The 26558-nt window shown below is 59.5% G+C and carries 22 protein-coding genes; 14 read left to right on the top strand and 8 right to left on the bottom strand.

Annotated features, from left to right (window positions below):
• The 5 genes from CKW15_RS00190 to gloB form a co-directional block, all read right to left on the bottom strand.
• Positions 1–1074 (bottom strand): microcin C ABC transporter permease YejB, encoded by a 1074-nt coding sequence (locus CKW15_RS00190; protein ID WP_034146535.1) that lies wholly within the window; start codon positions 1072–1074, stop codon positions 1–3.
• 4 nt (positions 1075–1078) lie between these two features.
• Positions 1079–2920, bottom strand: coding sequence for an extracellular solute-binding protein (locus CKW15_RS00185; RefSeq protein WP_095151224.1), 1842 nt, complete (start codon positions 2918–2920; stop codon positions 1079–1081).
• The gene (locus CKW15_RS00180; RefSeq protein WP_095151223.1) at positions 2917–4746 is read right to left on the bottom strand and encodes an extracellular solute-binding protein; all 1830 of its coding nucleotides are present in this window, start codon (positions 4744–4746) and stop codon (positions 2917–2919) included. The genes CKW15_RS00185 and CKW15_RS00180 overlap by 4 nt, the downstream gene beginning before the upstream one ends.
• A gap of 265 nt (positions 4747–5011) precedes the next feature.
• A complete protein-coding gene (locus tag CKW15_RS00175) occupies positions 5012–6466 on the bottom strand; it encodes a transglycosylase SLT domain-containing protein (RefSeq protein ID WP_095151222.1) in 1455 nt (484 codons plus the stop codon).
• 99 nt (positions 6467–6565) lie between these two features.
• Positions 6566–7333 carry a hydroxyacylglutathione hydrolase gene (gene gloB, locus CKW15_RS00170; RefSeq protein ID WP_095151221.1) on the bottom strand — a complete coding sequence of 256 codons (768 nt, stop codon included), beginning with the start codon at positions 7331–7333 and terminating at the stop codon, positions 6566–6568.
• Positions 7334–7398: 65 nt separating this feature from the next.
• On the opposite strand from gloB, the gene CKW15_RS00165 reads away from it, so the two are divergent.
• The 5 genes from CKW15_RS00165 to CKW15_RS00145 all read left to right on the top strand — a co-directional run bounded on the left by CKW15_RS00165 (position 7399) and on the right by CKW15_RS00145 (position 12741).
• The gene (locus tag CKW15_RS00165) at positions 7399–8157 is read left to right on the top strand and encodes a class I SAM-dependent methyltransferase (protein ID WP_095059897.1); all 759 of its coding nucleotides are present in this window, start codon (positions 7399–7401) and stop codon (positions 8155–8157) included.
• Positions 8158–8247: 90 nt separating this feature from the next.
• Positions 8248–8700: a ribonuclease HI gene (gene rnhA, locus CKW15_RS00160; protein WP_095059896.1), complete on the top strand. Its 453-nt coding sequence runs from the start codon at positions 8248–8250 to the stop codon at positions 8698–8700.
• Between the two features lie 191 nt (positions 8701–8891).
• Positions 8892–9644, top strand: coding sequence for a DNA polymerase III subunit epsilon (gene dnaQ / locus CKW15_RS00155; protein ID WP_095059895.1), 753 nt, complete (start codon positions 8892–8894; stop codon positions 9642–9644).
• A gap of 212 nt (positions 9645–9856) precedes the next feature.
• The gene (locus CKW15_RS00150) at positions 9857–12112 is read left to right on the top strand and encodes an arginine/lysine/ornithine decarboxylase (RefSeq protein ID WP_095059894.1); all 2256 of its coding nucleotides are present in this window, start codon (positions 9857–9859) and stop codon (positions 12110–12112) included.
• 14 nt (positions 12113–12126) lie between these two features.
• The gene (locus tag CKW15_RS00145; RefSeq protein WP_095059893.1) at positions 12127–12741 is read left to right on the top strand and encodes a GNAT family N-acetyltransferase; all 615 of its coding nucleotides are present in this window, start codon (positions 12127–12129) and stop codon (positions 12739–12741) included.
• On the opposite strand, the gene CKW15_RS00140 is transcribed toward CKW15_RS00145, so the two are convergent.
• Both CKW15_RS00140 and CKW15_RS00135 read right to left on the bottom strand, forming a co-directional pair.
• Complete coding sequence (locus tag CKW15_RS00140; RefSeq protein ID WP_095151220.1) at positions 12707–13600, bottom strand: LysR family transcriptional regulator; 894 nt, start codon at positions 13598–13600, stop codon at positions 12707–12709. The two genes, CKW15_RS00145 and CKW15_RS00140, sit on opposite strands and share 35 nt — an antisense overlap.
• An 88-nt stretch (positions 13601–13688) precedes the next feature.
• The gene (locus CKW15_RS00135; RefSeq protein ID WP_095059891.1) at positions 13689–13913 is read right to left on the bottom strand and encodes a hypothetical protein; all 225 of its coding nucleotides are present in this window, start codon (positions 13911–13913) and stop codon (positions 13689–13691) included.
• Positions 13914–14087: 174 nt separating this feature from the next.
• Between CKW15_RS00135 and CKW15_RS00130 the strand changes: the two genes are divergently transcribed.
• The gene (locus CKW15_RS00130; protein ID WP_095059890.1) at positions 14088–14648 is read left to right on the top strand and encodes an NADPH-dependent FMN reductase; all 561 of its coding nucleotides are present in this window, start codon (positions 14088–14090) and stop codon (positions 14646–14648) included.
• A gap of 165 nt (positions 14649–14813) precedes the next feature.
• Here CKW15_RS00130 and CKW15_RS00125 read toward each other — a convergent pair whose 3' ends face one another.
• Positions 14814–15764: a DUF1853 family protein gene (locus CKW15_RS00125; RefSeq protein ID WP_095151219.1), complete on the bottom strand. Its 951-nt coding sequence runs from the start codon at positions 15762–15764 to the stop codon at positions 14814–14816.
• A 115-nt stretch (positions 15765–15879) separates the two neighbouring features.
• Here CKW15_RS00125 and CKW15_RS00120 point away from each other — a divergent pair, with 115 nt between their 5' ends.
• The 8 genes from CKW15_RS00120 (at position 15880) to CKW15_RS00080 (ending at position 26489) form a co-directional block, all read left to right on the top strand.
• Entirely contained in the window at positions 15880–16770 is an 891-nt protein-coding gene (locus CKW15_RS00120; protein WP_053158802.1) for an NAD(+) kinase, read from the top strand.
• Positions 16767–17741 carry a metallophosphoesterase gene (locus CKW15_RS00115; RefSeq protein ID WP_371856278.1) on the top strand — a complete coding sequence of 325 codons (975 nt, stop codon included), beginning with the start codon at positions 16767–16769 and terminating at the stop codon, positions 17739–17741. The genes CKW15_RS00120 and CKW15_RS00115 overlap by 4 nt, the downstream gene beginning before the upstream one ends.
• Positions 17738–18607 carry a rhomboid family intramembrane serine protease gene (locus CKW15_RS00110; RefSeq protein WP_095059887.1) on the top strand — a complete coding sequence of 290 codons (870 nt, stop codon included), beginning with the start codon at positions 17738–17740 and terminating at the stop codon, positions 18605–18607. The genes CKW15_RS00115 and CKW15_RS00110 overlap by 4 nt, the downstream gene beginning before the upstream one ends.
• Before the next feature lie 32 nt (positions 18608–18639).
• Positions 18640–18900 carry a YeaC family protein gene (locus CKW15_RS00105; protein ID WP_053158810.1) on the top strand — a complete coding sequence of 87 codons (261 nt, stop codon included), beginning with the start codon at positions 18640–18642 and terminating at the stop codon, positions 18898–18900.
• Positions 18897–19727, top strand: coding sequence for a DUF2797 domain-containing protein (locus CKW15_RS00100; protein WP_095151218.1), 831 nt, complete (start codon positions 18897–18899; stop codon positions 19725–19727). Before CKW15_RS00105 ends, CKW15_RS00100 begins: the two co-directional genes overlap by 4 nt.
• Positions 19728–19737: 10 nt before the next feature.
• The gene (gene pepN, locus CKW15_RS00095) at positions 19738–22395 is read left to right on the top strand and encodes an aminopeptidase N (protein WP_095151217.1); all 2658 of its coding nucleotides are present in this window, start codon (positions 19738–19740) and stop codon (positions 22393–22395) included.
• A gap of 628 nt (positions 22396–23023) precedes the next feature.
• On the top strand, positions 23024–24076 hold the full coding sequence (locus CKW15_RS00085; protein WP_095059884.1) for a YCF48-related protein: 1053 nt from the start codon (positions 23024–23026) through the stop codon (positions 24074–24076).
• Between the two features lie 28 nt (positions 24077–24104).
• The gene (locus CKW15_RS00080; RefSeq protein WP_095059883.1) at positions 24105–26489 is read left to right on the top strand and encodes an RND family transporter; all 2385 of its coding nucleotides are present in this window, start codon (positions 24105–24107) and stop codon (positions 26487–26489) included.
• Positions 26490–26558 lie beyond the last annotated feature (69 nt).

Below are 26558 nucleotides of genomic sequence, written 5' to 3'. Positions count from 1 at the left end.
TCAATGCTCCCGGCTTTCGAAGTCGATGCGCGGATCGACAAAGGTGTAGGTGAGGTCGCCGATCAGTTTCACCACCAGCCCCAACAGGGTGAAGATGAAGAGGGTGCCAAACACCACCGGATAGTCGCGGTTGATCGCCGCTTCGAAACTCATGAGCCCGAGGCCGTCGAGGGAAAAAATTACCTCCACCAGTAACGAACCGGTGAAGAAGATCCCGATGAACGCTGACGGGAACCCGGCGATCACCAGCAGCATGGCGTTGCGGAACACATGGCCGTACAACACGCGGTGATTGGTCAGGCCTTTGGCCTTGGCGGTGACCACGTACTGCTTGTTGATCTCGTCGAGGAAGCTGTTTTTGGTCAGCAAGGTCATGGTCGCGAAGTTGCCGATCACCAGTGCGGTCACCGGCAGCGCCAGGTGCCAGAAGTAATCGAGGATCTTGCCGCCCATGCTCAGTTCATCGAAGTTGTTCGAGGTCAGCCCGCGCAACGGGAACCAGTCCAGATAGCTGCCCCCGGCGAACACCACAATCAGCAGGATGGCAAACAGGAACGCCGGGATCGCATAACCGACGATGATCGCCGAGCTGGTCCAGACGTCGAAGTGGCTGCCGTGTCGCGTGGCCTTGGCGATCCCCAGCGGGATCGACACGAGGTACATGATCAACGTGCTCCACAGCCCGAGGGAAATCGACACCGGCATCTTTTCCTTGATCAGGTCGATGACCTTGGCGTCGCGGAAGAAGCTGTCGCCGAAATCCAGACTCGCGTAGTTCTTGACCATGATCCACAAGCGTTCCGGCGCCGATTTGTCGAAGCCGTACATGTGCTCGATTTCCTTGATCAGCGCCGGGTCCAGGCCTTGGGCGCCGCGATAGGCTGAGCCGGCCACCGAGACTTCGGCACCGCCACCGGCAATGCGGCTGGTGGCGCCTTCAAAGCCTTCGAGCTTGGCGATCATCTGCTCCACCGGACCGCCCGGCGCGGCCTGGATGATCACGAAGTTGATCAGCAAAATACCGAACAAGGTCGGAATGATCAGCAACAGTCGCCGAAAAATATACGCCAGCATCTGATTACTCCGTGCCCGCAGGATTGGCCTGCAATGTGGTTTCGACTTCTACCGCAGGTTTCGCATCAGGCTTGACCCACCAGGTGTTAATGCCGATGTCATAGTCGGGAGAGTTTTTCGGGTGACCGATGTGGTTCCAGTACGCCACGCGCCAGGTCTTGATGTGCCAGTTGGGGATCACGTAGTAGCCCCATTGCAGCACGCGATCCAGCGCCCGGGCGTGGGCCACGAGGCCTTTGCGCGAGTCGGCATTGATCAGGTTTTCGACCAGTTGATCAACGACCGGATCCTTCAAGCCCATGGTGTTGCGGCTGCTGGGCTTGTCGGCGGCGGCGCTCATCCAGAATTCGCGCTGTTCGTTACCTGGTGAGTTGGACTGCGGAAAACTGCCGACGATCATGTCGAAATCACGGGAGCGCACACGGTTGATGTACTGCGAGACATCGACACGGCGGATCACCAGATTGATGCCGAGGTCACTGAGGTTGCGCTTGAATGGCAGGAGCACGCGTTCAAATTCGGTCTGGGCCAGCAGGAATTCGATGGCCACCGGTTTGCCCGTGGCGTCGACCATTTTGTCGTCGACGATCTTCCAGCCGGCCTCTTGCAGCAATTGATAGGCCTCGCGCTGCTGATTGCGGATCATGCCGCTGGCGTCAGTCTTCGGATTTTCGAAGGCTTCGCTGAACACCTGAGCGGGCAGCTTGCTGCGAAACGGCTCGAGGATCTCCCGTTGATCGGCGTCCGGCAGGCCGGTGGCGGCCATTTCCGAATTCTCGAAGTAACTGCGGGTGCGCACGTAGGCGCCGTTGAACAGTTGCTTGTTGGTCCATTCGAAGTCGAGCAGCAGGCTCAGCGCCTGGCGCACCCGCACATCCTGAAACACCGGACGGCGCAGGTTGAAGACAAAACCCTGCATGCCGGTCGGGTTGCCGTTGTGAATCTGTTCCTTGATCAACCGACCTTCGGTGACTGCCGGAATGTTGTAGGCGTTGGCCCAGTTCTTCGCGGTCATTTCCAGCCAGTAATCGAACTGCCCGGCCTTCAGCGCTTCGAGGGCGACGGTGTTGTCGCGGTAGTAATCGGTGGTCATCGTGTCGAAGTTGTAGAAGCCACGATTGACCGGCAGGTCCTTGCCCCAATAGTCCTTGACCCGCTCATAACGCACCGAGCGACCGGCCTTCACGTCGGCCACTTTGTACGGGCCGCTGCCGAGCGGAATTTCCAGATTGCCCTTGTTGAAATCGCGGTCGACCCACCAATGCTTGGGCAGCACCGGCAACTGGCCGAGGATCAGCGGCAGTTCGCGGTTGTTGCTGTGCTTGAACTTGAACAGGACTTTGAGCGGGTCTTCGGCGATGACTTCGGCCACATCGCTGTAGTAGCCGCGAAACAGCGGCGAGCCTTCCTTGGTCAGCGTGTCGAAGCTGAACACCACGTCTTCGGCGCGCACGGGATGACCGTCGTGGAAGCGCGCTTCGGGGCGCAGGTAAAAGCGCACCCAGCTGTTGTCCGGCGATTTTTCGATCTTGCCGGCGATCAGTCCGTACTCGGTGAAGGGTTCGTCGAGACTGTGCCGGGTCAGCGTGTCGTAGATCTGGCCGATGTCATCGGCCGGTACGCCTTTGTTGATGAACGGGTTGAGGCTGTCGAAGCCGCCGAACCCGGCCTGGCGGAAGATCCCGCCTTTGGGGGCGTCCGGGTTGACGTAATCAAAGTGCTTGAAATCGGCCGGGTATTTCGGCGGCTCGTTGTACAGGGTCACGGCATGTTGCGGAGCGGCGCAGGCCAGCCCGGCGAACAGCAGACCGCTGGCCTGCAGGAGCAGGGCGCGTACGGGATTCATTGATCTTTCTCCGAAGACTTCAGCCACCACGCGCTCAGGCCCAGGGTGTAGGGCGGCGTCGTGACAAAGGCCAACCGGTTGCGGTAGGCCAGTCGGTGATAGTTGAGGTACCAATTGGGAATGATGTAGTGCTGCCACAGCAGCACACGGTCGAGGGCCTTGCCGGCGGCGACCTGGTCATCGCGGGTCTGGGCGGCGAGCAGTTGCTCCAGCAGGTGATCGACCACCGGGTTGGCGATGCCGGCGTAATTCTTGCTGCCCTTGACCCCGGCCTGGCTGGAATGAAAGTACTGCCATTGCTCCAGGCCCGGGCTGAGGGTCTGGTTGAGGGTCATAAGGATCATGTCGAAATCGAACTGGTCGAGGCGTTGCTTGTACTGGGCGCGATCAACCGTGCGCAGGTGGGCGTCGATGCCGATACTGGCGAGGTTCTCGATGTAAGGTTGAAGAATGCGTTCCAGGTTCGGATTGACCAGCAGGAGTTCCAGGCGCAACGGTTGCCCGGTCGCGTTCTGTAAACGCTGGCCATTAAGCTTCCAGCCGGCTTCAGCGAGCAGGCCGAGGGCTTTGCGCAGGGTTTCCCGGGGGATGCCGCGCCCGATGGTCTGCGGCAGGCTGAACGGCTCTGTGAACAGCCTGGCCGGTAATTGTTCCCGGTAGGGCTTGAGCAGCAGCCATTCATGTCCGACCGGCAACCCGGTCGCGGAGAATTCGCTGTTGGGGTAGTAACTCATGGCGCGTTTGTAGGCGCCGCTGAACAGCGTGCGGTTGGTCCACTCAAAGTCGAACATCAGCCCCAGGGCTTCGCGGACCTTGGGATCGGCGAACGTCGGGCGACGGCTGTTCATGAACAATCCCTGGCTCTGGGTCGGGATCTGGTGCGCAATCTGCGCCTTGATCACCTCGCCGCGACGTATCGCCGGGAAGTTGTAGCCGGTGGCCCAATTCTTTGCCTGATGCTCGATGTAAATGTCGAATTCGTCCGCCTTGAAGGCTTCGAATGCCACGTCACTGTCACGGTAATACTCGACTTCCATGCGGTCGACATTGTATTTGCCGCGATTGACCGGCAGGTCCTTGCCCCAGTAATCCTTGACCCGTTCGAAGACGATTTGCCGCCCTGGCGTGACCGATGTGATGCGATACGGTCCGCTGCCCAGCGGCGGCTCGAAGGTGGTGGCTTTGAAGTCGCGGCCCTTCCAGTAATGCTGCGGCAGCACCGGCAACTCGCCCAGACGCAGGATCAACAGCGGATTGCCGGCACGCTTGAACACAAAACGAATGCGCTGCGGATTGAGGATGTCGACCCGCAGCACTTCCTGGAGGCTGGTGCGGTACAGCGGATGACCTTCCTTGAGCAGCAACCGGTAGGAGAACGCGACGTCGTACGCGGTGATCGGCGTGCCGTCGTGGAAGCGCGCTTCGGGGCGCAGATTGAACACCACCCAGCTGCGGTCTTCGCTGTACTCCACCGACTGGGCAATCAGGCCGTAACTGGACGCCGGTTCATCCCCGGATGGCGCGTACTGGCCGGTGCCGACCATCAGCGGTTCGTTGAGCTCGTTGATGCCGTACTGCAGGAAGCTCGGCGTGGTGACCGGGCTGGTGCCCTTGAACGTGTAAGGGTTGAGCGTATCGAACGTGCCAAACGCCATTACCCGCAACGTTCCGCCTTTGGGCGCTTGCGGGTTGACCCAGTCGAAATGGGTAAATCTGGCCGGATACTTGAGCGTGCCGAACTGCGCATAACCATGGCTTTCGCTGATCGTCGCGCTTGCGGTGGAGCTCAAGGCCAGGCTGATCAGGAAGAGGAGGGGACGCTTCAAATAGGGGATCCGATCCAGGCGGCTTGGGCTTTGTGGACCGTACAGTAACAGCTTGTCAGGACAGGAAAAAGACAGGGGATCAATCAGTCATTTCGGCTGGACGACAATCCCTGTAGGAGCGAGCTTGCTCGCGATGACGGTGTGTCAGTCGCCATCGATGCAAACTGACAAGCCCTCATCGCGAGCAAGCTTGCTCCTACAGGTTTTGTGCTCGCCATGAAACTGTGCAGGCATAAAAAAGCCCCTGAATTCAGGGGCTGTTTTTTTAGCGCGGATTGGCAACCGTCAACATTTGCCCGGGCTTCAACGCCTGGCCGACACGAGGGTTCCAGCGTTTGAGATGCTGCATCTCAACGTTGAAGCGCTTGGCCACGATGTACAGCGAATCGCCTTGCTGGACCTTGTACTTGGTCTGCTGCTTGTTGCTTTTGGCGGTTTTGCTGTTGGCGGCGACCACGGTATTGACGCGACCGGAGCTGTTTTTGCTTTTGCGGGTGTCCTGCATGACCAGGGTCTGGCCGGCCTTGAGGTTCTTGCCGCTGAGGTTGTTCCAGCGTTGCAGATCCTTGACGTCGACGTTGTTGGCCTTGGCAATGGAGCCGAGGTTGTCGCCGCGCTTGACCCGGTAGTTGCGTTTGGCACTGGCGACGACCGTATCGTCCGCACCGTCGAAGACAGGCTTGAGTGGCTTCTTGCTGATCAGCTCTTCAGGGCGCATGGTCTGCAGGCTGGTGGTCAGCAGTTGTGCCTTGGAAGTCGGCACCAGCAAATGCTGCGGGCCATCCAGGGTGGTGGTGCGCTGCTTGAAGGCCGGGTTCAGCTGGAACAGTTCGTCTTCGTCGATGTTGGCGACTTCAGCGACTTTGGACAGGTCCATGCGCTGATTGATTTCGACAGCCTGGAAGTACGGTTCGTTGGCGATCGGGTTCAGGTTCACGCCATAGGCGTTGGGAGCCATGACCACTTGCGACAGCGCCAGCAACTTTGGCACGTATGCCTGGGTTTCGGACGGCAGCGGCAGGTTCCAGTAATCGGTAGGCAGGCCGAGCTTTTCATTGCGCTCGATGGCCCGGCTGACGGTGCCTTCACCGGCGTTGTAAGCCGCCAGGGCCAGCATCCAGTCGCCGTTGAACATGTCATGCAGGCGGGTCAGGTAATCCAGCGCGGCGGTGGTCGACGCGGTGATATCACGACGGCCATCATACAGACGGGTCTGGCGCAGGTTGAAGTAACGCCCGGTGGAAGGGATGAATTGCCAAAGACCCACCGCGTTGGACCGGGAATAGGCCATCGGGTTGTAGGAGCTTTCAATCACTGGCAGCAGCGCCAGTTCCAGCGGCATGTTGCGCTCTTCGAGGCGCTCCACGATGTAGTGCATGTAGAGACTGCCACGTTCGCCGGCGTTTTCGAGAAACGACGGGTTGCTGGCGAACCACAGGCGCTGTTGCTCGATACGTGGGTTGACGCCCAGCCCGTCCTGCAACTGGAAGCCCTGGCGCATGCGCTCCCAGACGTCCTGTGGAACTTGCGGGCTAGGTTGTTCAGTGAGCCAGATCGGCTTCTGTTTGGCGCGTGCAGCGATGTTCTGGGTGTGCGTCGCATCAGTCTGCGGCGCATGGCTGGAACAGCCCGCCAATGTGGCGGACACAGCCACCGCGATGGCTTGAGCCAAGCGGGTCAATGCGTCTGAATTGATGGCTTTACGAATAGGTGACGACATTGGCTGGAAGTTAGTTCCGGGCAAAAATGTCGGGCGATTCTAGAAAGCGTACCCCCTGCGGTCAACCATTCAGCGATATCAGACCCGCGAGCAAGCTCTTTAGAACCCGTCTTTCCAAGCCCTGAGCGCAGCAAAAACCATATCGGGCGCCAAGTTATCGCTGCCGGTCCGTTCGTCCATTTTTTCTTTAACAGATGTTTCACTGACACGCAAAAACGGATTTGTGAGCTTTTCCAGCGCCAGTGTCGAAGGCAACGTCATGATCCCGGATTCCCGTTGTCGGGTGACTTTGACCAGGCGTTCGGCAGTGTCGGGATTGTTCGGTTCGACGGCGGCGGCAAACTTCAGATTGCTCAGGGTGTATTCGTGAGTGCAGTAGACCAGCGTGTCCTCCGGCAGCGCGGCCAAACGGGTCAGCGAGGCGTACATCTGCTGTGGCGTGCCTTCGAACAGACGTCCGCAGCCCGCGGCAAACAGCGTGTCACCGCAAAACAACAGACCATGGTGATAGTAGGCAATATGCCCCAGCGTATGGCCCGGGACGGAAAGCACATCGAAATCCCATCCGAGCACGCTGACACGGTCGTTGTCCTTGAGCGCAACGTCTCGCGCGGGAATGCTTTCGCTCGCCGGGCCATAGACCTTCGCGTTTGTCGCTTTCTTCAACTGTTCGACACCGCCGACATGGTCATGATGGTGGTGAGTGATCAGAATGTCGCTTAATACCCAACCGGGATTGACCGTCAGCCAGGCTTGCACGGGCGCGGCATCACCCGGATCGACGACGGCGCAGCGCTTGCTGCCGTGGTCTTGTAACAACCAGATGTAGTTATCGGTGAAGGCGGGCAGGGCAGTGATCTGTATCATCGTCGGATTCGCCAAGCAGAAAACAAAGGCGCATCTTAGAACTTCCTGGCGCGTTGGAGAATGCAATGACTGACAAAGCGTTCGCACAGGCTGATCCGGACTGGCTGGCGTTGATCAGCGCAGCCCGCGACTGGCTGTCCGGGCCCATCGGGCAATTTTTGCTGGACGAAGAGCGGCGCATGCTCGAAGACGAGCTGGGGCGCTTTTTCGGCGGTTACCTTGTGCATTACGGCCCGTCTGCCCAGACGCCGCCGTCGGCGCCACAGGTGCAGCGCAATGTGCGTCTTGGTGCGCCGTTGCCGGGGGTCGAGATTGTCTGCGAGGAACAAGCCTGGCCACTCAGCGAACATGCCGCCGACGTGGTGGTGTTGCAGCATGGGCTGGATTTCTGCCTGTCGCCCCACGGTTTGTTGCGCGAAGCGGCCAGCAGCGTGCGGCCCGGTGGGCATCTGCTGATCATCGGCATCAATCCCTGGAGCACTTGGGGCTTGCGGCATATGTTTGCCCATGACGGGATGCGCAAGGCGCGCTGCATCTCTCCATCGCGGGTTTCGGACTGGCTGAACCTGCTGGGTTTCGCGCTGGAGAAACGCCGCTTCGGGTGCTATCGTCCGCCGCTGGCTTCGCCTGCCTGGCAGACCCGTCTGGCCGGATGGGAACGCAGGGCCGGCGCCTGGCAACTGTCGGGCGGTGGTTTCTACTTGCTGGTGGCGCGCAAGATCGTGGTCGGTCTGCGGCCGCTGCGGCAGGAACGCCGTGAGCCGATGGGCAAACTGATTCCGCTGCCGATGGCCAAGGTCAACCGGCGCAACATCGAGCCGTAAACCCTTCTTTAATTTCGGCCGGGCGTGTCCCGGCTTTGGGCGTCGTCGATCCTCGATCGGCGGGCCACCGCATTTTCTGGATAGATTGGCATGAGCGATAGCGTAGAACTCTTTACCGACGGCGCCTGTAAAGGCAATCCCGGCCCTGGCGGCTGGGGCGCCTTGCTGGTGTGCAAAGGCGTTGAGAAAGAACTCTGGGGCGGCGAAGCCAACACCACCAACAATCGCATGGAGCTGATGGGCGCGATCCGAGGCCTGGAAGAACTCAAGCGTCCGTGCGAAGTGCTACTGGTGACCGACTCCCAGTACGTGATGAAAGGCATCAATGAATGGATGGACAACTGGAAGAAGCGCGGCTGGAAAACCGCTGCGAAAGAACCGGTTAAAAACGCTGACCTTTGGAAGCTGCTGGACGAGCAGGTCAACCGCCATAAAGTCACCTGGAAATGGGTGCGCGGGCACATCGGCCATCACGGCAACGAACGGGCCGACCAATTGGCTAACCGTGGCGTGGACGAAGTGCGCGGCTACAAACAGACTTGATTTCCTGCTGATACACCGTGGTGCACTCATCGCCAGCAGGCTGGCTCCCACAGGAGATTTGTGAATGACGCAGATCAAGAGTGGGAGCTGGCCCGCCAGCGATCGGGACGGCACGGTCCACCTGAAAGACCCCGTCCAGCGTGTTAACATTCGCGTTTTTACATGATTGACCGATTGAGAGCTGAGCACTGATGGCCACCAGATCCGTTGTACTCGATACCGAAACGACCGGCATGCCGGTAACCGACGGCCACCGGATTATCGAAATCGGTTGCGTCGAGTTGATCGGCCGGCGGCTGACGGGGCGGCACTTTCATGTGTACCTGCAACCGGACCGCGAAAGTGACGAAGGCGCCATCGGCGTCCACGGCATCACCAACGAATTCCTGGTGGGCAAGCCACGTTTTGCCGAAGTGGCCGAAGAATTCTTCGAGTTCATCAAGGGCGCGCAGCTGATCATCCATAACGCGGCGTTCGACGTTGGTTTCATCAACAACGAATTTGCCTTGATGGGCCAGCACGAGCGTGCGGACATCACGCAACACTGCTCGATCCTCGATACCTTGATGATGGCCCGGGAACGCCACCCAGGGCAGCGCAACAGCCTCGATGCGTTGTGCAAACGCTATGGCGTCGACAACTCCGGCCGTGAACTGCACGGCGCCTTGCTCGACTCCGAGATTCTTGCCGACGTCTACCTGACCATGACCGGTGGCCAGACCAGCCTGTCCCTGGCGGGTAACGCCTCCGATGGCAATGGTTCCGGTGAAGGCGCGGACAACTCGGCCACGGAAATCCGTCGCCTGCCTGCAGACCGTCAGCCCACACGCATCATCCGCGCCAGCGAAGACGACCTGGCCCGGCACGCGGCTCGAATGGAAGTCATCGCAAAATCCGCTGGCGCTCCGGCGTTGTGGGTGCAGCTGGCTGAGGCGCAGGCGTAGTTCCTTCGTGAAGATCGAGCTCCTACGAGGGAATGCGTAATCCTGTAGGAGCTGTCGAGTAAAACGAGGCTGCGATCTTTTGAAAACCAACCCGCACCCCGACAAGTAGCTGCCGACCCATTTTAGTGCGTCGCGCTCGCCACATCCGCTTCAACCCTCTACCCTGAGGTGATTGGCAGGCTCTGGTCTGCCGCCTCAGGACACTGAGCCCCATGTATAAAGATTTGAAATTTCCCGTTCTGATCGTGCATCGCGACATCAAGGCTGACACCGTCGCCGGTGATCGCGTGCGCGGCATTGCCCGGGAACTGGAGCAGGAAGGTTTCAGCATCGTATCGGCGGTGGACTACACGGAGGGGCGGCTGGTTGCCTCGACTTATCACGGTCTGTCCTGCATGTTGATCGCGTCCGAAGACGCCAGCACTCATTCCCATTTGTTACAGAACATGGCCGAGCTGATCGGTCTGGCACGGGTCCGTGCGCCCGATCTGCCAATCTTCGCCCTGGGCGAAAAGGTCACTCTGGAAAATGCGCCGGCCGATGCCATGGCCGAGCTCAACCAGTTGCGCGGCATTCTTTACCTGTTCGAAGACACGGTGCCGTTTCTCGCCCGACAGGTGGCGCGTGCCGCGCGCAAGTACCTTGATGGCCTGTTGCCGCCGTTTTTCAAGGCGTTGGTGCAGCATACCGCCGACTCCAATTACTCCTGGCACACCCCGGGGCACGGCGGTGGCGTGGCGTATCACAAGAGTCCGGTAGGACAGGCGTTTCACCAGTTTTTCGGTGAAAACACCCTGCGTTCGGATTTGTCGGTTTCAGTGCCGGAACTCGGTTCGCTGCTGGATCATACCGGCCCCCTGGCCGACGCCGAGGCCCGTGCGGCCCGCAACTTCGGCGCCGATCACACCTTTTTCGTGATCAATGGCACGTCCACTGCCAACAAGATAGTCTGGCACTCGATGGTTGCTCGCGATGATTTGGTGCTGGTGGATCGCAATTGCCACAAATCGGTGCTGCACTCGATCATCATGACCGGCGCCATACCGCTTTATCTGTGTCCGGAGCGTAATGAACTGGGCATCATCGGCCCGATTCCACTGAGTGAATTCAGCCCGGCATCGATCCAGGCCAAGATCGATGCGAGCCCGCTGACCAAGGGCCGGGCGCCGAAGGTCAAACTCACGGTCGTCACCAACTCGACCTACGACGGCCTCTGCTACAACGCCGAACTGATCAAACAGCAATTGGGCAACAGCACCGAGGTGTTGCACTTCGACGAGGCCTGGTACGCCTATGCGGCGTTCCATGAGTTTTTTGCCGGACGTTACGGCATGGGCACATCCCGCACTGACGACAGCCCGCTGGTGTTCACCACCCATTCCACCCACAAACTGCTGGCGGCATTCAGCCAGGCGTCGATGATCCATGTGCAGGATGGCGGTGCGCGGCAACTGGACCGTGATCGCTTCAACGAAGCGTTCATGATGCACATCTCCACGTCGCCGCAGTACGGCATCATTGCCTCGCTGGACGTCGCCTCAGCGATGATGGAAGGCCCGGCCGGACGTTCGCTGTTGCAGGAGATGTTCGACGAGGCCCTGAGTTTTCGTCGAGCGCTGGCCAATCTGCGTCAGCACATCGCCGCTGATGACTGGTGGTTCTCGATCTGGCAACCACCGTCGGTGGAAGGTATCGAGCGGGTGACCACCGAAGACTGGCTGTTGCAGCCTGATGCCGACTGGCACGGCTTTGGCGGCGTGACCGATGATTATGTGTTGCTCGACCCGATCAAGGTCACGTTGGTGATGCCGGGTTTGACGGCGGGCGGCGCCCTTAGCGAGCGCGGGATTCCGGCAGCGGTGGTCAGCAAATTCCTCTGGGAGCGTGGGCTGGTGGTCGAAAAGACTGGGCTCTATTCGTTCCTCGTGTTGTTCTCCATGGGCATCACCAAGGGCAAATGGAGCACGCTGCTCACCGAGTTACTGGAGTTCAAGCGCAGCTACGATGCCAATGTCAGTCTGATCAATTGTCTGCCCTGCGTGGCGCAACAGAACGTTGCACGCTATCAGGGCATGGGCCTGCGGGATTTGTGTGATCAGTTGCACGCCTGCTATCGCAGCAATGCCACGGCCAAACACCTCAAGCGTATGTACACGGTATTGCCGGAAGTCGCGATGAAGCCGGCGGACGCCTATGATCAGTTGGTGCGCGGTGATGTTGAGGCGGTGTCCATCGATGCGCTGGACGGGCGCATCGCGGCGGTGATGCTGGTTCCGTATCCGCCAGGCATCCCCTTGATCATGCCCGGCGAGCGTTTTACCGAGGCAACCCGCTCAATCATTGACTATCTGGCGTTTGCCCGAACGTTCGATGCCAGTTTCCCGGGATTCGTCGCCGATGTGCACGGATTGCAACATGAAGACGAGGGCAATGGGCGGCACTATACCGTCGATTGCATCAAGGAATGAGGACCTTTCCCAGTATGCAACCGGTCATGAATCCTACTCATCCAGGGCTGTCGGTGCGTGTTGCCGACGAAGGTTTCGCTCCCTATATCTGGGGCAGTGATTTCAGTTTTGAAGTTGCCGCTTACGGCGCGCCGGAAATAGGTCAGCCCGTGGAGCGATGGCGGGTCACGCCGATTACCCCTTATCGCAAGTGTTATGGCATTGATCCTGAGGAGTTCAGCAGTTTTCGCGATGCTCCGGACAGCGCGATTTTCATGGCGTATCTGGACGATGAGCCGGTGGGGCATCTGGTGGTCAGCACCAACTGGAACGGCTTTGCCCATATCGACGAATTGGCAGTGCATGCGCCTGCCCGGCGACATGGCGTCGCCAAGGCGCTGCTGGATGTGGCGCAGTTCTGGAGCCGCAAGAAAAAACTGCCGGGCATCATGCTCGAAACCCAGAACAATAACCTGGGCGCCTGTCGACTCTATGAACGGTGTGGTTACGTGATCGGCGGGATCGACCATCTGCGTTATCGCGGTATCGACCCGAACACCGCCGAAGTGGCGTTGTTCTGGTATCGAATGTTCGAAAACCAGCTGGAAAACCCGATCAGTTCACCAGCATCGCCGCGGCTTGTTCCGTGATGATGCTCAACAAAGCCTGAACCGCGGCAGAAGGCTCACCGTTTTTCAGGGTCAAGGCGTACAGGCTGATCGGCACGGCCGGCGCCAGCGGGCAGACATCCAGCCCCGTCGTTTTGGCCCCGAGAGCCGTGAACGGATCGACAATGGCCAAGCCTTCCCCTGCCTCGACCATGCTGCGCATCATCTGATGGGTCTGGACGCGGGTCTGAATAACCGGCGCCGGACGCAAGGCGTGCAGTTTGTTTTCCAGGGCCGGGCTCAACGGGTCGTGGCCTTCCAGGCCGATCATCGATTGACCGGCCAGATCCTGCAGCGAGATGTATTTCTGTTTCGGTTGCAGCCAGCCATGGGGCGCGAGCAGTTGCAACTTGCCTTGGGCAATCACCTGGCAGTCGATTTCAGTGCGTTCGGGGTCATGCAGGCTCAGCCCCAGATCGCTTTCGCGCAGCAACAGGCTTTTGACGATGTCTCGGGTGGGCTGGCTCAGAAGGGTGCAGGGCGCGTCGGGCAGGCGTCGACGCAGGGCGGCGATGCTGTGCGGCAATAATTGCTGGGCCAGGGGCGGGGTGCAAATGATGCGCAGCGGTGGCGCCAGGTATTGTTTGAGGCTATTGGCCAGGCGCTGAACCGGTTCGAGCGCATCGTAGACCCGTTCGATTTCGACCTGCAGTTCCCGCGCCTCGCGGGTGGCCTGCAAGCGCCCGCGTACGCTGGCAAACAACATGAACCCCAGCTGATCCTCGGCGTCGCGCAGCAAATGCTCGACATCGGCCACCGGCATCTGCAGCCATTCGGCGGCGGTGCCCAGGTGACCGGTCTGCAGGAGCGCCTGGATCACTTCGATATGGCGTAAGCGCATGCATGAAGTCCATGTTCAGCAGGTGAAGGAGTCAGCGTTTGAATCCTAACCCAAGTCCGTGCATATGACTTCTACCCATAACATCGAGTTATGACGCAACGGTGGGTTCCGGCTCCCGGACGAGCGTAACGCCCGATTGCACCAGCTGAAACTCGTTGTCATCGATCTTGTTCAGGCGATCGCCAATGGCTGTTTTGTAAGTGGTAACCGTCCCTGGTACGTCTGCCGCCGGCGTGGATTCAAACTCATGCACGGAATAAATGCGGCCTTCCGCGTCTCTTGCATGGAACTGACCGACGAGTACTGCTGCCATCTGCTTAGAACCTCTGGAGATAAATCACTCAATTTGCGGCTCTGTAGACCGTGCTTGTGCGAAGTAAGTTTTCTTACATGAAAAAAATAGTCAGGTGCGGTGTTTTCGGCCGCCTCCGGGTAAAACGTCATCTATAACTACAAGCTCTTTCCACCGGACAGTCGAGAATCTCCCATGAGCAACGTCTATACGATCGCCGTCGTGGTCGGCAGCTTGAGAAAGGAATCGATCAACCGCAAGATCGCGTTGGCCCTGGCTGAACTGGCGCCTGCCAATCTCAAGCTCAACATCGTCGAAATCGGCGATCTGCCGCTCTATAACGAAGACATCGATGGTGCGTCACCGCCGGCAGCCTACAGCACTTTCCGACAACAAGTGAGCACATCCGACGCGGTGCTGTTCGTGACGCCTGAATACAACCGTTCTGTACCGGCGCCGATGAAGAATGCGATCGATGTGGGGTCGCGCCCGTACGGCAAAAGTGCCTGGAGTGGAAAGCCGGGCGCAGTGATCAGCGCGTCACCGGGTGCAGTCGGTGGATTTGGTGCGAACCATCACCTGCGTCAGTCCATGGTTTTTCTCAATGTGCCAATGATGCAGCAACCCGAGGCTTATCTGGGTGGTGCCGGTAAAGCGTTTGATGAGGCGGGTACGCTGTCCGAATCGGTGAAGCCTTTCCTGCAGAGTTTCATCAATGCCTATGCGCAATGGGTGGAGCAGCACAAGAAAGTTTGAGTTTGCGGGCAACCTGGTGTTGCGGGTGAATTTGGCGGCGCCGGTTGTGAGGTTATTCATTTAAACCGGGTTGGCCCTATCGCGAGCAAGCTCGCTCCTACAGAGGAATGCATTTCAACCTGTGGGAGCCTGCTCGCGAAGGGGCCGGCTCAGGCAATGCGAGGCTCAACCCTGTCCCGGCACATTCGGCCAAAGATCCGCCACCAGAAACAACCGCTCGGCTTCTTCCCAGTCACCGCTGGCGTTTTCCGTCAGCCGCACCAGCAGTTGCGCCGGGGCCAGCGGGTCCAGATCGCTCAACCACGCTTGCAGTTGCTCTGCATTCCAGGTGTGTTCCGCGGTGTAGTGCGCCGGCGCCAGCCAGGCATGGCGGGGCAGGGGCTGCCAGCGGCCAGCCGGGCTTTGCGCAACAAACGCCGCCCAATCCTTTTGATGCAACCAACGCCCACGCAAATGTTGTGGATGTGCGCCCTGCGGGGAATCGGAAGGGCCCGGCCACGGATAAAGCAGATAGCCACCCAACCATAAATGCGCGCTGAACTGGCGGATATCCAGTGCCGCGAGCACTTCGCGGCTCTCGGGACGTGCGGAGATCGGCAGTTGATGTTCGCTCAGATGCTTCAGTTTGCGGTCCAGTCGGTCATGGCAACCCGGGCCGAGCCATTGTGCGGTGTCGTGGCCATCGCCGGATTGCGGGCCGAGGTAAAGCTTGATTGCCAGTTCCAGGTGATGCACGCCGTCGCGATCACGCAGCAACATATCCAGCTCGCCCAAGGTGTGGCCCTCGCGGCGGATCGGCATGTTGGCGGCAATCAATTCGATGCCCGGCGCATGCTGCACGGCGAATTGCCACAGTCGCTCGTAATACAAGCCCAGGCGCCGGGTGCGGGCCTGGGCCAGCCAGTGCAGCAACCCGTAACTGTCCCGGTCGAGCTGTCGCAGCCAGTGTTCCAGGTGCTCCGGCGTCTGCACCCAATCGCTGCCGGCCAGCGGATGCCGCTGTGGCCACGGCGTATCGCCAAGCATCGGCGGTGCGAGGATGACCCACGCCAGGTCGCGCACTTCAGGGTGGCGCAACTGGTGGGGTAGCTGGAGCAGATCTGGAAATAGGATCATCTTGCGAGCATAGCCCGAAACCCGAGCACACCCTTGAAGCTGAAAGGATTTTGTCTACGGCCGGGTTTCGCCCATAATCGTGTTTTTCGCGCCACACAGATCCCGCAGGAGCCCCATGGAGCAATTTCGCAATATCGGCATCATCGGTCGCCTGGGCAGTTCTCAGGTGCTGGATACCGTCCGCCGACTGAAACGGTTTCTGCTCGATCGTCACCTGCATGTGATCCTCGAAGACACCATCGCCGAAGTCCTGCCGGGGCATGGCCTGCAAACGTCGTCGCGCAAGATGCTCGGTGAAGTCTGCGACATGGTCATCGTCGTCGGGGGCGATGGCAGCCTGCTCGGCGCCGCACGGGCACTGGCCAAGCACAATATTCCGGTACTCGGGATCAACCGGGGCAGCCTGGGTTTCCTGACCGATATCCGTCCCGATGAACTGGAAGTCAAAGTCGCCGAAGTGCTCGATGGGCATTATCTGGTGGAAAACCGCTTCCTGCTCCAGGCCGAAGTCCGCCGTCATGCCGAGGCCATCGGCCAGGGCGATGCACTGAACGACGTGGTGCTGCACCCCGGCAAATCGACGCGGATGATCGAGTTCGAGCTGTACATCGACGGCCAGTTCGTCTGCAGCCAGAAGGCCGACGGCCTGATCGTCGCCACGCCGACCGGTTCCACTGCGTATGCGCTGTCCGCCGGCGGGCCGATCATGCACCCCAAGCTCGACGCCATTGTCATTGTGCCGATGTACCCCCATACCTTGTCGGGTAGACCCATTGTGGTCGATGGCAACAGTGAGCTGAAAATCGTCGTGTCCAAGGATATGCAGATTTACCCGCAAGTCTCGTGTGACGGGCAGAACCACTTTACCTGCGCGCCCGGCGACACCATTACCGTCAGCAAGAAAGCCCAGAAGTTGCGGCTGATTCATCCGCTCGACCACAACTACTATGAAGTCTGCCGGACCAAGCTCGGCTGGGGCAGCAGGTTGGGTGGTGGAGGCGACTGATGCTCGATCCCGCGCGTAGCTACGACCTGATCGGTGACGTGCACGGTTGCGCAATGACCCTTGAGCATTTGCTCGACCGGCTCGGTTATCACAAGCAGGGTGGTGTCTGGCGACACGCATCGCGCATGGCGGTGTTCGTCGGCGACATCATCGACCGCGGCCCGCGGATTCGCGAGGCGCTGCATATCGTTCACGACATGGTCGAGGCCGGTCAGGCGCTGTGCATCATGGGCAACCATGAATTCAATGCGTTGGGCTGGGTCACGCCGGCGCTGCCCGGCAGCGGCAAGCAATTCGTGCGCGAGCACACGCCACGCCACGCCCGCTTGCTGCACGAAACCCTGACCCAGTTTGAACACCATCCCGGCGACTGGCACGACTTCCAGCAGTGGTTCTACGAACTGCCGCTGTTCCTCGATGCCGGGCGTTTTCGCGTGGTGCACGCGTGCTGGGATGCAGGCTTGATCGAGCCGTTGCGGGCACTGTTTCCCAATGGTTGCGTCGACGAGCATTTTCTTCAGGCGTCGGCGGAACCGGGTTCGTTTGCCTGCACCGTATTCGATCGCCTGCTGCGTGGCACCGACATGCGCTTGCCCCATGGCTTGACCATGACCAGCGGCGACGGACTGGTGCGTTCGTTTTTCCGCACCAAATTCTGGGAAGACGACCCGAAAACCTATGGAGACATTGTGTTCCAGCCAGACGCCTTGCCTGAACCCGTCGCGCAAACGCCATTGACCTCTACCGAAAAGAACAGCCTGCTGCGCTACGGTATCGATGAGCCGCTGTTGTTTGTCGGCCACTATTGGCGCAGCGGCAAACCAGCGCCGATCCGGCCAAACCTGGCCTGCCTGGACTACAGCGCGGTGCTCTACGGCAAACTGGTCGCGTATCGACTGGACCAGGAAACCCGCCTCGATCCACATAAATTCGTCTGGGTCGATGTCGAGCGGCCGGAGGTGCTGCAATGAGTGCTGTCGCGGTCTTGCGTCTGCCATTGGCGGTGGACCTGAGCGGGTTCGTCCAATTGCTCAAACGCATGCAAGTGCCCCATCGGGTCAGTGAAGAGTCCGGTGAGCAAGTGTTGTGGGTGCCGCAGAACATCAGCGAAGACGTCCGTGCTCTGTACGAGCGCTTTCCGGCGGGCGATCCCGACCAGCAACTGGATATCCCGGTGGCGCAAACGGTCAAGCGTCCGGGGTTTGTCGAGCAGGTGAAATACGCCAAGGCCACCGCGCTGATATTGCTGCTGAGCGTGATCGTCGGCGCGCTCACGCTGCTGGGCGACAACCTGGAAACGATGCGCTGGCTGACCTTCCTCGAATTCCGCGTGGTCGGTGAATACATTCATTTCACGCCTCTGGCCGACAGCCTGGCGGCCGGGCAGTGGTGGCGTCTGGTGACGCCGATGCTGATCCACTTCGGCATCCTGCACCTGGCGATGAACGGCATGTGGTACTGGGAGCTGGGTCGACGTATTGAATCGCGTCAGGGCAGCATCAACCTGATCGGCCTGACCTTGCTGTTCAGCCTCGTGTCCAACTTCACCCAATATTTGTTCAGCGGGCCGTCCCTGTTCGGTGGGCTGTCCGGCGTGCTGTACGGTTTACTCGGGCATTGCTGGATTTTCCAGCTGCTCGCGCCCAACCCGGCATATCGCTTGCCCCGTGGCGTGTTGGTGATGATGCTGGTGTGGCTGTTGTTGTGCCTGTCCGGCCTCATCTCGATGATCGGCTTCGGCGAAATCGCCAACGCGGCCCATGTCAGCGGGTTACTCATCGGATGCTTCACCGGTTTGTTGGGTGGTTTGTACAACCGCCGTAAACTGGCCGTCTAAATCAGATATGCAATAAAGAGCGCGGAGACCCAATGTCCTCTTTTAACGAAATGATCAAGAACATCACCCCTGATATCTACGAGAGCCTGAAACTGGCCGTGGAAATCGGCAAATGGTCCGATGGCGGCAAACTCACCGCCGAGCAGCGTGAACTGTCGCTGCAAGCGATGATCGCCTGGGAAATCCAGAACCTGCCCGAAGACCAGCGCACGGGCTACATGGGCCCGCAGGAATGCAGCTCCAAGTCGATTCAAGTGCCGAATATCCTGTTCAAGTCGGATGCCATCCATTGATCGAGATTGGCCGCGGTGCAATCAGCAAAATGTCGGCACGCCTTGACGGGCCAAACGTGCAATACGCATTTCGTCTTGGCGAAACCGAGGTGCCGGTCAATCCGTTGATCGGGACCACGGTGCGCCTTGAATACCTGGGTGCGATCCACTGCATCCATTGCGGACGCAAAACCAAAACCAGTTTCAGCCAGGGTTACTGCTACCCGTGCATGACCAAACTGGCCCAGTGCGACGTGTGCATCATGAGCCCGGAACGCTGCCACTTTGACGCCGGTACGTGCCGAGAGCCGGAGTGGGGCGAGAAGTTCTGCATGACCGACCACGTGGTGTACCTGGCCAATTCGTCGGGGGTGAAAGTCGGGATTACCCGAGCGACCCAGCTGCCGACCCGCTGGCTCGATCAGGGCGCCAGCCAGGCATTGCCGATCATCCGCGTCTCGACCCGACAGCAGTCCGGGTTTGTCGAAGACCTGTTCCGCAGCCAAGTGGCTGACAAGACCAACTGGCGTGCTTTACTCAAGGGCGATGCGGCGGCGGTGAATCTGGCCGAGGTTCGCGATCAGCTGTTCGCCAGTTGCGCAGAAGGTTTGCAAACGCTGCAGGAACGATTTGGCCTACAGGCGATCCAGACTATTTCTGACGTTGATCCGCTCGAAATCCGCTACCCGGTCGAGCAGTACCCGGCGAAAATCGTCAGCTTCAACCTGGACAAGAACCCGATCGTCGAAGGCACGCTGATGGGCGTCAAAGGTCAATACCTGATTTTCGACACCGGCGTGATCAATATTCGTAAATACACGGCTTACCAGCTCGCCGTGCATCAGTAAGGATTCCAGCATGCGCACCGAACAACCGAAGATGATCTACCTGAAGGACTATCAGGCGCCCGAGTACCTGATCGACGAGACGCACCTGACCTTCGAGTTGTTCGAGGACCACAGCCTGGTCCATGCGCAACTGGTGATGCGCCGCAACCCCGAGCGTGGCCCGGGCCTGCCGCCGCTGGTGCTGGATGGCCAGCAACTCGAGCTGGTGTCGGTCACGTTGGCCGACCGCGAGTTGAGTGCTGCCGACTATCAATTGACCGAGAGTCACCTGACCCTGCACCCGACCAGCACCACGTTCACGGTCGATACCAGCGTCAGGATCCATCCGGAAACCAACACCGCGCTGGAAGGCCTGTACAAGTCCGGCACGATGTTCTGCACCCAGTGCGAGGCCGAAGGCTTCCGCAAGATCACCTATTATCTCGACCGTCCGGACGTGATGAGCACCTTCACCACCACCGTGGTTGCCGAACAGCACAGCTATCCGGTGTTGCTGTCCAACGGCAACCCGATTGCCTCCGGTCCTGGCGAAGACGGCCGGCACTGGGCGACCTGGGAAGACCCGTTCAAGAAACCGGCGTACCTGTTTGCGTTGGTGGCCGGTGACCTGTGGTGCGTTGAAGACACGTTCACCACCATGACCGAACGCACTGTGGCGCTGCGTATTTATGTCGAGCCGGAAAACATCGACAAGTGCCAGCACGCCATGAACAGCCTGAAGAAATCCATGCGCTGGGACGAAGAGGTCTACGGTCGCGAGTACGATCTGGACATCTTCATGATCGTCGCCGTGAACGACTTCAACATGGGCGCGATGGAGAACAAGGGCCTCAACATCTTCAACTCCAGCGCCGTGCTGGCCCGCGCCGAAACCGCCACCGACGCCGCGCACCAGCGGGTCGAGGCGATCGTCGCTCACGAATATTTCCACAACTGGTCGGGCAACCGCGTGACCTGCCGCGACTGGTTCCAGCTGTCGCTGAAGGAAGGTTTCACCGTGTTCCGCGATTCGGGCTTCTCCGCCGACATGAACTCGGCCACGGTCAAGCGTATTCAGGACGTCGCCTACCTGCGCACCCACCAGTTCGCCGAAGACGCCGGTCCCATGGCCCACGCTGTGCGCCCGGACAGCTTTATCGAGATTTCCAACTTCTACACCCTGACTGTGTACGAAAAGGGTTCGGAAGTCGTGGGCATGATCCATACCTTGCTCGGCGCTGAAGGTTTCCGCAAAGGCAGCGATTTGTACTTTGATCGCCACGACGGCCAGGCCGTGACCTGCGATGACTTCATCAAGGCCATGGAAGATGCCAACGGCGTCGACCTGACCCAGTTCAAGCGCTGGTACAGCCAGGCGGGCACACCGCGTCTGTCCGTGAGCGAGTCTTACGACGCGGCGGCAAAAACCTACAGCCTGACGTTCCGCCAGAGCTGCCCGGAAACCCCGGACAAAGTTGAAAAACTGCCGTTCGTGATTCCGGTCGAACTGGGCCTGCTCGATAGCAAGGGCGGCGAGATTGCCCTGCGTCTTGCCGGTGAAGCCGCCGCCCAAGGCACGACCCGCGTGATCTCGGTGACCGAAGCCGAGCAGACGTTCACCTTCGTCGACATCGCTGAACAACCGTTGCCGTCGTTGCTGCGTGGTTTCTCGGCGCCGGTGAAACTGAGCTTCCCGTACAACCGCGATCAGTTGATGTTCCTGATGCAGCACGACAGCGACGGTTTCAACCGCTGGGATGCCGGGCAGCAACTGTCTGTGCAGGTGTTGCAGGAATTGATCGCCCAGCAGCAGAAGGGCGAAGCGCTGGTGCTGGATCAGCGTCTGGTCACCGCGTTGCGCACTGTGCTGTCGGACGAATCGCTGGATCAGGCGATGGTCGCGGAAATGCTCTCGTTGCCGAGCGAAGCGTATCTCACCGAAATCAGCGAAGTGGCGGATGTCGACGCCATCCACACCGCCCGTGAGTTTGCCCGTAAGCAACTGACGGACGCCTTGTTCGAAGGCCTGTGGCTGCGCTATCAGGCCAATCGCGAATTGTCGAAGCAGACGCCGTACATGGCCGAGGCCGAGCATTTCGCCCGTCGCGCCTTGCAGAACATTGCGTTGTCGTACCTGATGCTCAGCGGCAAACCGGAAGTATTGGCGGCAACCCTGGAGCAGTTCGACGCGTGCGACAACATGACCGAGCGTTTGACCGCACTGGCGGTGTTGGTCAACTCGCCGTTCGAAGAACAGAAGGCCACGGCGCTGGCGAGCTTCGCCGAGCACTTCAAGGACAACCCGCTGGTCATGGATCAATGGTTCAGCGTGCAGGCCGGCAGTGTATTGCCTGGCGGTCTGGATCGGGTGAAGGCGTTGATGCAGCACCCGGCCTTCAACATCAAGAACCCGAACAAGGTGCGGGCGCTGGTCGGTGCGTTTGCCGGGCAGAACCTGATCAACTTCCATGCGGCGGATGGTTCCGGGTATCGCTTCCTCGCCGATCTGGTGATCGAGTTGAATGGCTTCAATCCGCAGATTGCTTCTCGCCAGTTGGCGCCTCTGACTCGCTGGCGCAAGTACGACAGTGCCCGTCAGGCTTTGATGAAAGCTGAGCTGGAGCGCATTCGTGCGTCGGGTCAGTTGTCCAGCGATGTGTTTGAAGTGGTCAGCAAGAGTCTGGCCTGAGTCTGCTGTTGACCTTGGCGGCCTTCGGGCCGACCAATTTCTTTTTCTTTCAGATGTACTCAATCCCTGTAGGAGCTGGCTTGCCAGCGATGGCGGTGTGTCAGCTGCAGCAGGGTTGGCCGAGATGGCGCCATCGCCGGCAAGCCAGCTCCTACAGGGAGGTGTGTACAGCCTGACGAACAGGCCGGCCGGTAGGCCGCCTCGCTTTGGCTTTTGGTTTTCTTACCCCCCTCGATAGGCCCACGGCGAGGCACCAAATGTAAGGGGCCAAGCGCTTTGGTTACTTTCGCCTGGGCCGGCATTCCGGCTCTTCGAACGTGACCCGCCGTAAGGGCGGAACCAATAGCGGCCGTAACCGCAGCAACGGATATGTACACCAATCACCAAAACCCCAATCACCCCACCTGATACCCAACCATTCAGAACAACCCCCATCCCCCCCGGTTAACAAAAGATAACGTGGCGTCGATTGTCAGACATTCAAAAACACCGATAGGATAAGCCAGCTTCCGAAGGGGCTCTGGATTGCGGGTTTCAGGACTATGTTCTGAAACTGCCGGTCCAGACACGCACCCTTACGGCGCCCAGAAAGGTTGAATGACCTAACAATAATAATGGGGGAAGGTCTATGAGTGAGCCTGTCATGGGTGTGGGTATCTGCCGCCCGCCGGCATTACGCAAAATCGCGTTGCTGGCTACAGCGCTCTCGCTGTTGGGCTCGGCCATGCTGTCGGCACCTGTGCTGGCCGCAGCGACGCCAGCATCCGACGTTGTTTATGCCACTGAATCTGCCAAGGCGGTCAAAAGCCTGATGCTCGATGTCGTCCACGCCGGCAAGCGGCTGGTGGCGGTTGGGGATCGCGGGCACATCCTTTATTCCGATGACCAGGGTACCAGCTGGGCGCAGGCCAAGGTGCCAACCCGGGCACTGCTGACGTCGGTGTTTTTCGTCGATGACAAACACGGCTGGGCCGTCGGCCATGACGCACAGATCCTCGCCAGCGAGGACGGCGGCGCCACCTGGACCAAGCAATTCGAAGATCTCCAACGCGAGTCGCCGCTGCTCGATGTCTGGTTCAAGGACGTCAACAGCGGCTTCGCCGTGGGTGCTTACGGCGCGCTGCTTGAAACCACCGATGGCGGCAAACACTGGGAAGACGTCAGTGACCGCATGGACAATGAAGACCAGTACCACCTGAACGCAATCGCAGCGGTCAAGGACTCCGGTCTGTTCATCGTTGGCGAGCAGGGCAGCATGTTCCGCTCTGCCGACTGGGGCCAGACCTGGGAAAAACTCGAAGGTCCGTACGAAGGCTCGTTGTTCGGCGTGATGGGCACGGCTCAACCTTCCACGCTGCTGGTTTACGGTCTGCGCGGCAATCTCTACCGTTCCACCGACTTCGGCAGCAACTGGGAGCAAGTCGAGCTCAAGGCTGAACGCGGCGACCTGGAGTTCGGTCTGTCCGGTAGCACGCTGCTCGATGACGGTTCCATCGTGATCGTCGGCAACGGCGGTTCGGTGATTCGCAGCAGCGACGATGGCGAAACCTTCAAAGTGGTCAACCGTGCGGATCGCATTTCCGTCTCGGCGGTCACCGCTGCAGGCAATGGCAATCTGGTTCTAGCCGGGCAGGGCGGCGTTCGCGTCACCTCGCCGAATGGCACCGAGTCGGGCAAATGAGCCGGGTTAATAATAAGAAGGCGCAGCTATGACTTCCTTGAGTACTCATCAACAGGACAAGGCGACGTTCCTCGAACGCCTGATCTTCAACAACCGCCCGGCAGTGATCACGATCTGCCTGCTGGTCAGCATTTTCCTGTTCTGGCAGGCGACGCTGATCCGTCCTTCCACCAGTTTCGAAAAAATGATCCCGCTGGAGCACCCCTTCATCCAGAAGATGATGGAGCACCGCAATGATCTGGCGAACCTGGGCAACACCGTGCGGATTTCGGTGGAAGCCACCGATGGCGACATCTTCTCCAAGGAGTACATGGAGACCCTGCGTCAGATCAACGACGAGGTGTTCTACATCTCCGGTGTCGACCGTTCGGGCCTCAAGTCGCTGTGGAGTCCGAGCGTTCGCTGGACTGAAGTGACGGAAGAGGGCTTTGCCGGCGGCGAAGTCATTCCGCAGAGCTACAACGGCTCCCAGGCCAGTCTCGACCTGCTGCGCAACAACGTGCTCAAGTCCGGGCAAGTCGGGCGGCTGGTGTCCAATGACTTCAAGTCGAGCATCGTCGACATCCCGTTGCTGGAGTCCTACCCGGACCCGCAAGACCAGGGCAAGTTGCTGGCGCTGGATTACCGCAAGTTCTCCCACGAGCTGGAAGACAAGATCCGCGACAAGTTTGAAAAACAGAACCCCAACGTCAAGATCCACATCGTCGGTTTCGCCAAGAAAGTCGGTGACCTGATCGATGGCCTGGTGATGGTGGTGATGTTCTTCGGCATTGCCTTCGTCATCACCCTGATCCTGTTGCTGTGGTTCACCAACTGCCTGCGCAGTACCGTGGCCGTGTTGAGCACGACGCTGGTGGCGGTGGTCTGGCAGCTGGGCTTGATGCACTTCTTCGGCTTCGGGCTCGATCCTTATTCGATGCTCGTTCCGTTCCTGATCTTCGCCATCGGTATTTCCCACGGCGTGCAGAAGATCAACGGTATCGCCTTGCAATCCAGCGAGGCGGACAACGCCCTGACGGCAGCACGACGTACGTTCCGTCAACTGTTTCTGCCGGGGATGATTGCGATCCTTGCGGATGCGGTGGGTTTCATCACGCTGCTGATCATCGATATCGGCGTGATCCGCGAGCTGGCCATCGGCGCGTCCATCGGCGTGGCGGTGATCGTGTTCACCAACCTGATCCTGCTGCCGGTGGCGATTTCCTATGTCGGCATCAGCAAGCGTGCCGTCGAACGCAGCAAGAAAGATGCGGTGCGTGAACACCCGTTCTGGCGTCTGCTGTCGAATTTCGCCAGCGCCAAAGTGGCCCCGGTTTCCATTCTGCTGGCATTGATCGCCTTTGGCGGTGGCCTCTGGTACAGCCAAAACCTGAAGATCGGTGACCTCGATCAGGGTGCTCCCGAGTTGCGTCCGGATTCGCGCTACAACAAGGACAACAACTTCATCATCAACAACTACTCCACCAGCTCCGACGTTTTGGTGGTGATGGTCAAGACCAATTCCGAAGGTTGCTCGCGCTACGAAGCCATGGCGCCGATCGATGAGTTGATGTGGAAGATGCAGAACACCGAGGGCGTGCAGTCGGCGATTTCTTTGGTGACTGTGTCCAAGCAGATGATCAAGGGCATGAACGAGGGCAACCTGAAATGGGAAACCCTGTCGCGTAACCCAGACGTACTGAACAACTCCATTGCCCGGGCCGATGGCCTGTACAACAACAGTTGCTCGCTGGCGCCGGTGCTGGTGTTCCTCAACGATCACAAGGCCGAAACCCTGGATCGTGCGGTGCATGCGGTGCAGGAATTCGCCAAGGAAAACAACAAGGATGGCCTGGAATTCATCCTCGCTGCCGGTAACGCGGGGATCGAGGCGGCTACCAACGAGGTGATCAAGAAGTCCGAGCTGACCATCCTGATCCTGGTGTACATCTGTGTGGCGGTCATGTGCATGATCACCTTCCGCTCTTGGGCGGCGACCTTGTGCATCGTGCTGCCGCTGGTACTGACATCGGTGCTCGGCAACGCCCTGATGGCCTTCATGGGTATCGGCGTGAAAGTCGCGACCCTGCCGGTGGTGGCGCTCGGGGTGGGGATTGGCGTGGACTACGGCATTTATATCTACAGCCGTCTGGAAAGCTTCCTGCGTGCCGGTCTGCCGTTGCAAGAAGCCTACTACCAGACGCTGAAATCTACCGGTAAGGCCGTACTGTTCACCGGTCTGTGCCTGGCCATCGGCGTGTGCACCTGGATCTTCTCGGCCATCAAGTTCCAGGCCGACATGGGGCTGATGCTGACCTTCATGCTGCTGTGGAACATGTTCGGCGCACTGTGGCTGTTGCCGGCACTGGCGCGGTTCCTGATCAAGCCGGAGAAACTGGCTGGGCAGAAGGGTAATTCGCTGTTTGCCCACTGATCCAGGCTGAAATGAAAAAGCCGCAACCGCATGTTGCGGCTTTTTCATGCCCGATGGTTTTTCCTTGAA

Source organism: Pseudomonas sp. Irchel s3b5 (assembly GCF_900187435.1).
Taxonomy (GTDB): domain Bacteria; phylum Pseudomonadota; class Gammaproteobacteria; order Pseudomonadales; family Pseudomonadaceae; genus Aquipseudomonas.
This window is presented reverse-complemented; position numbering and strand designations above follow the sequence as displayed.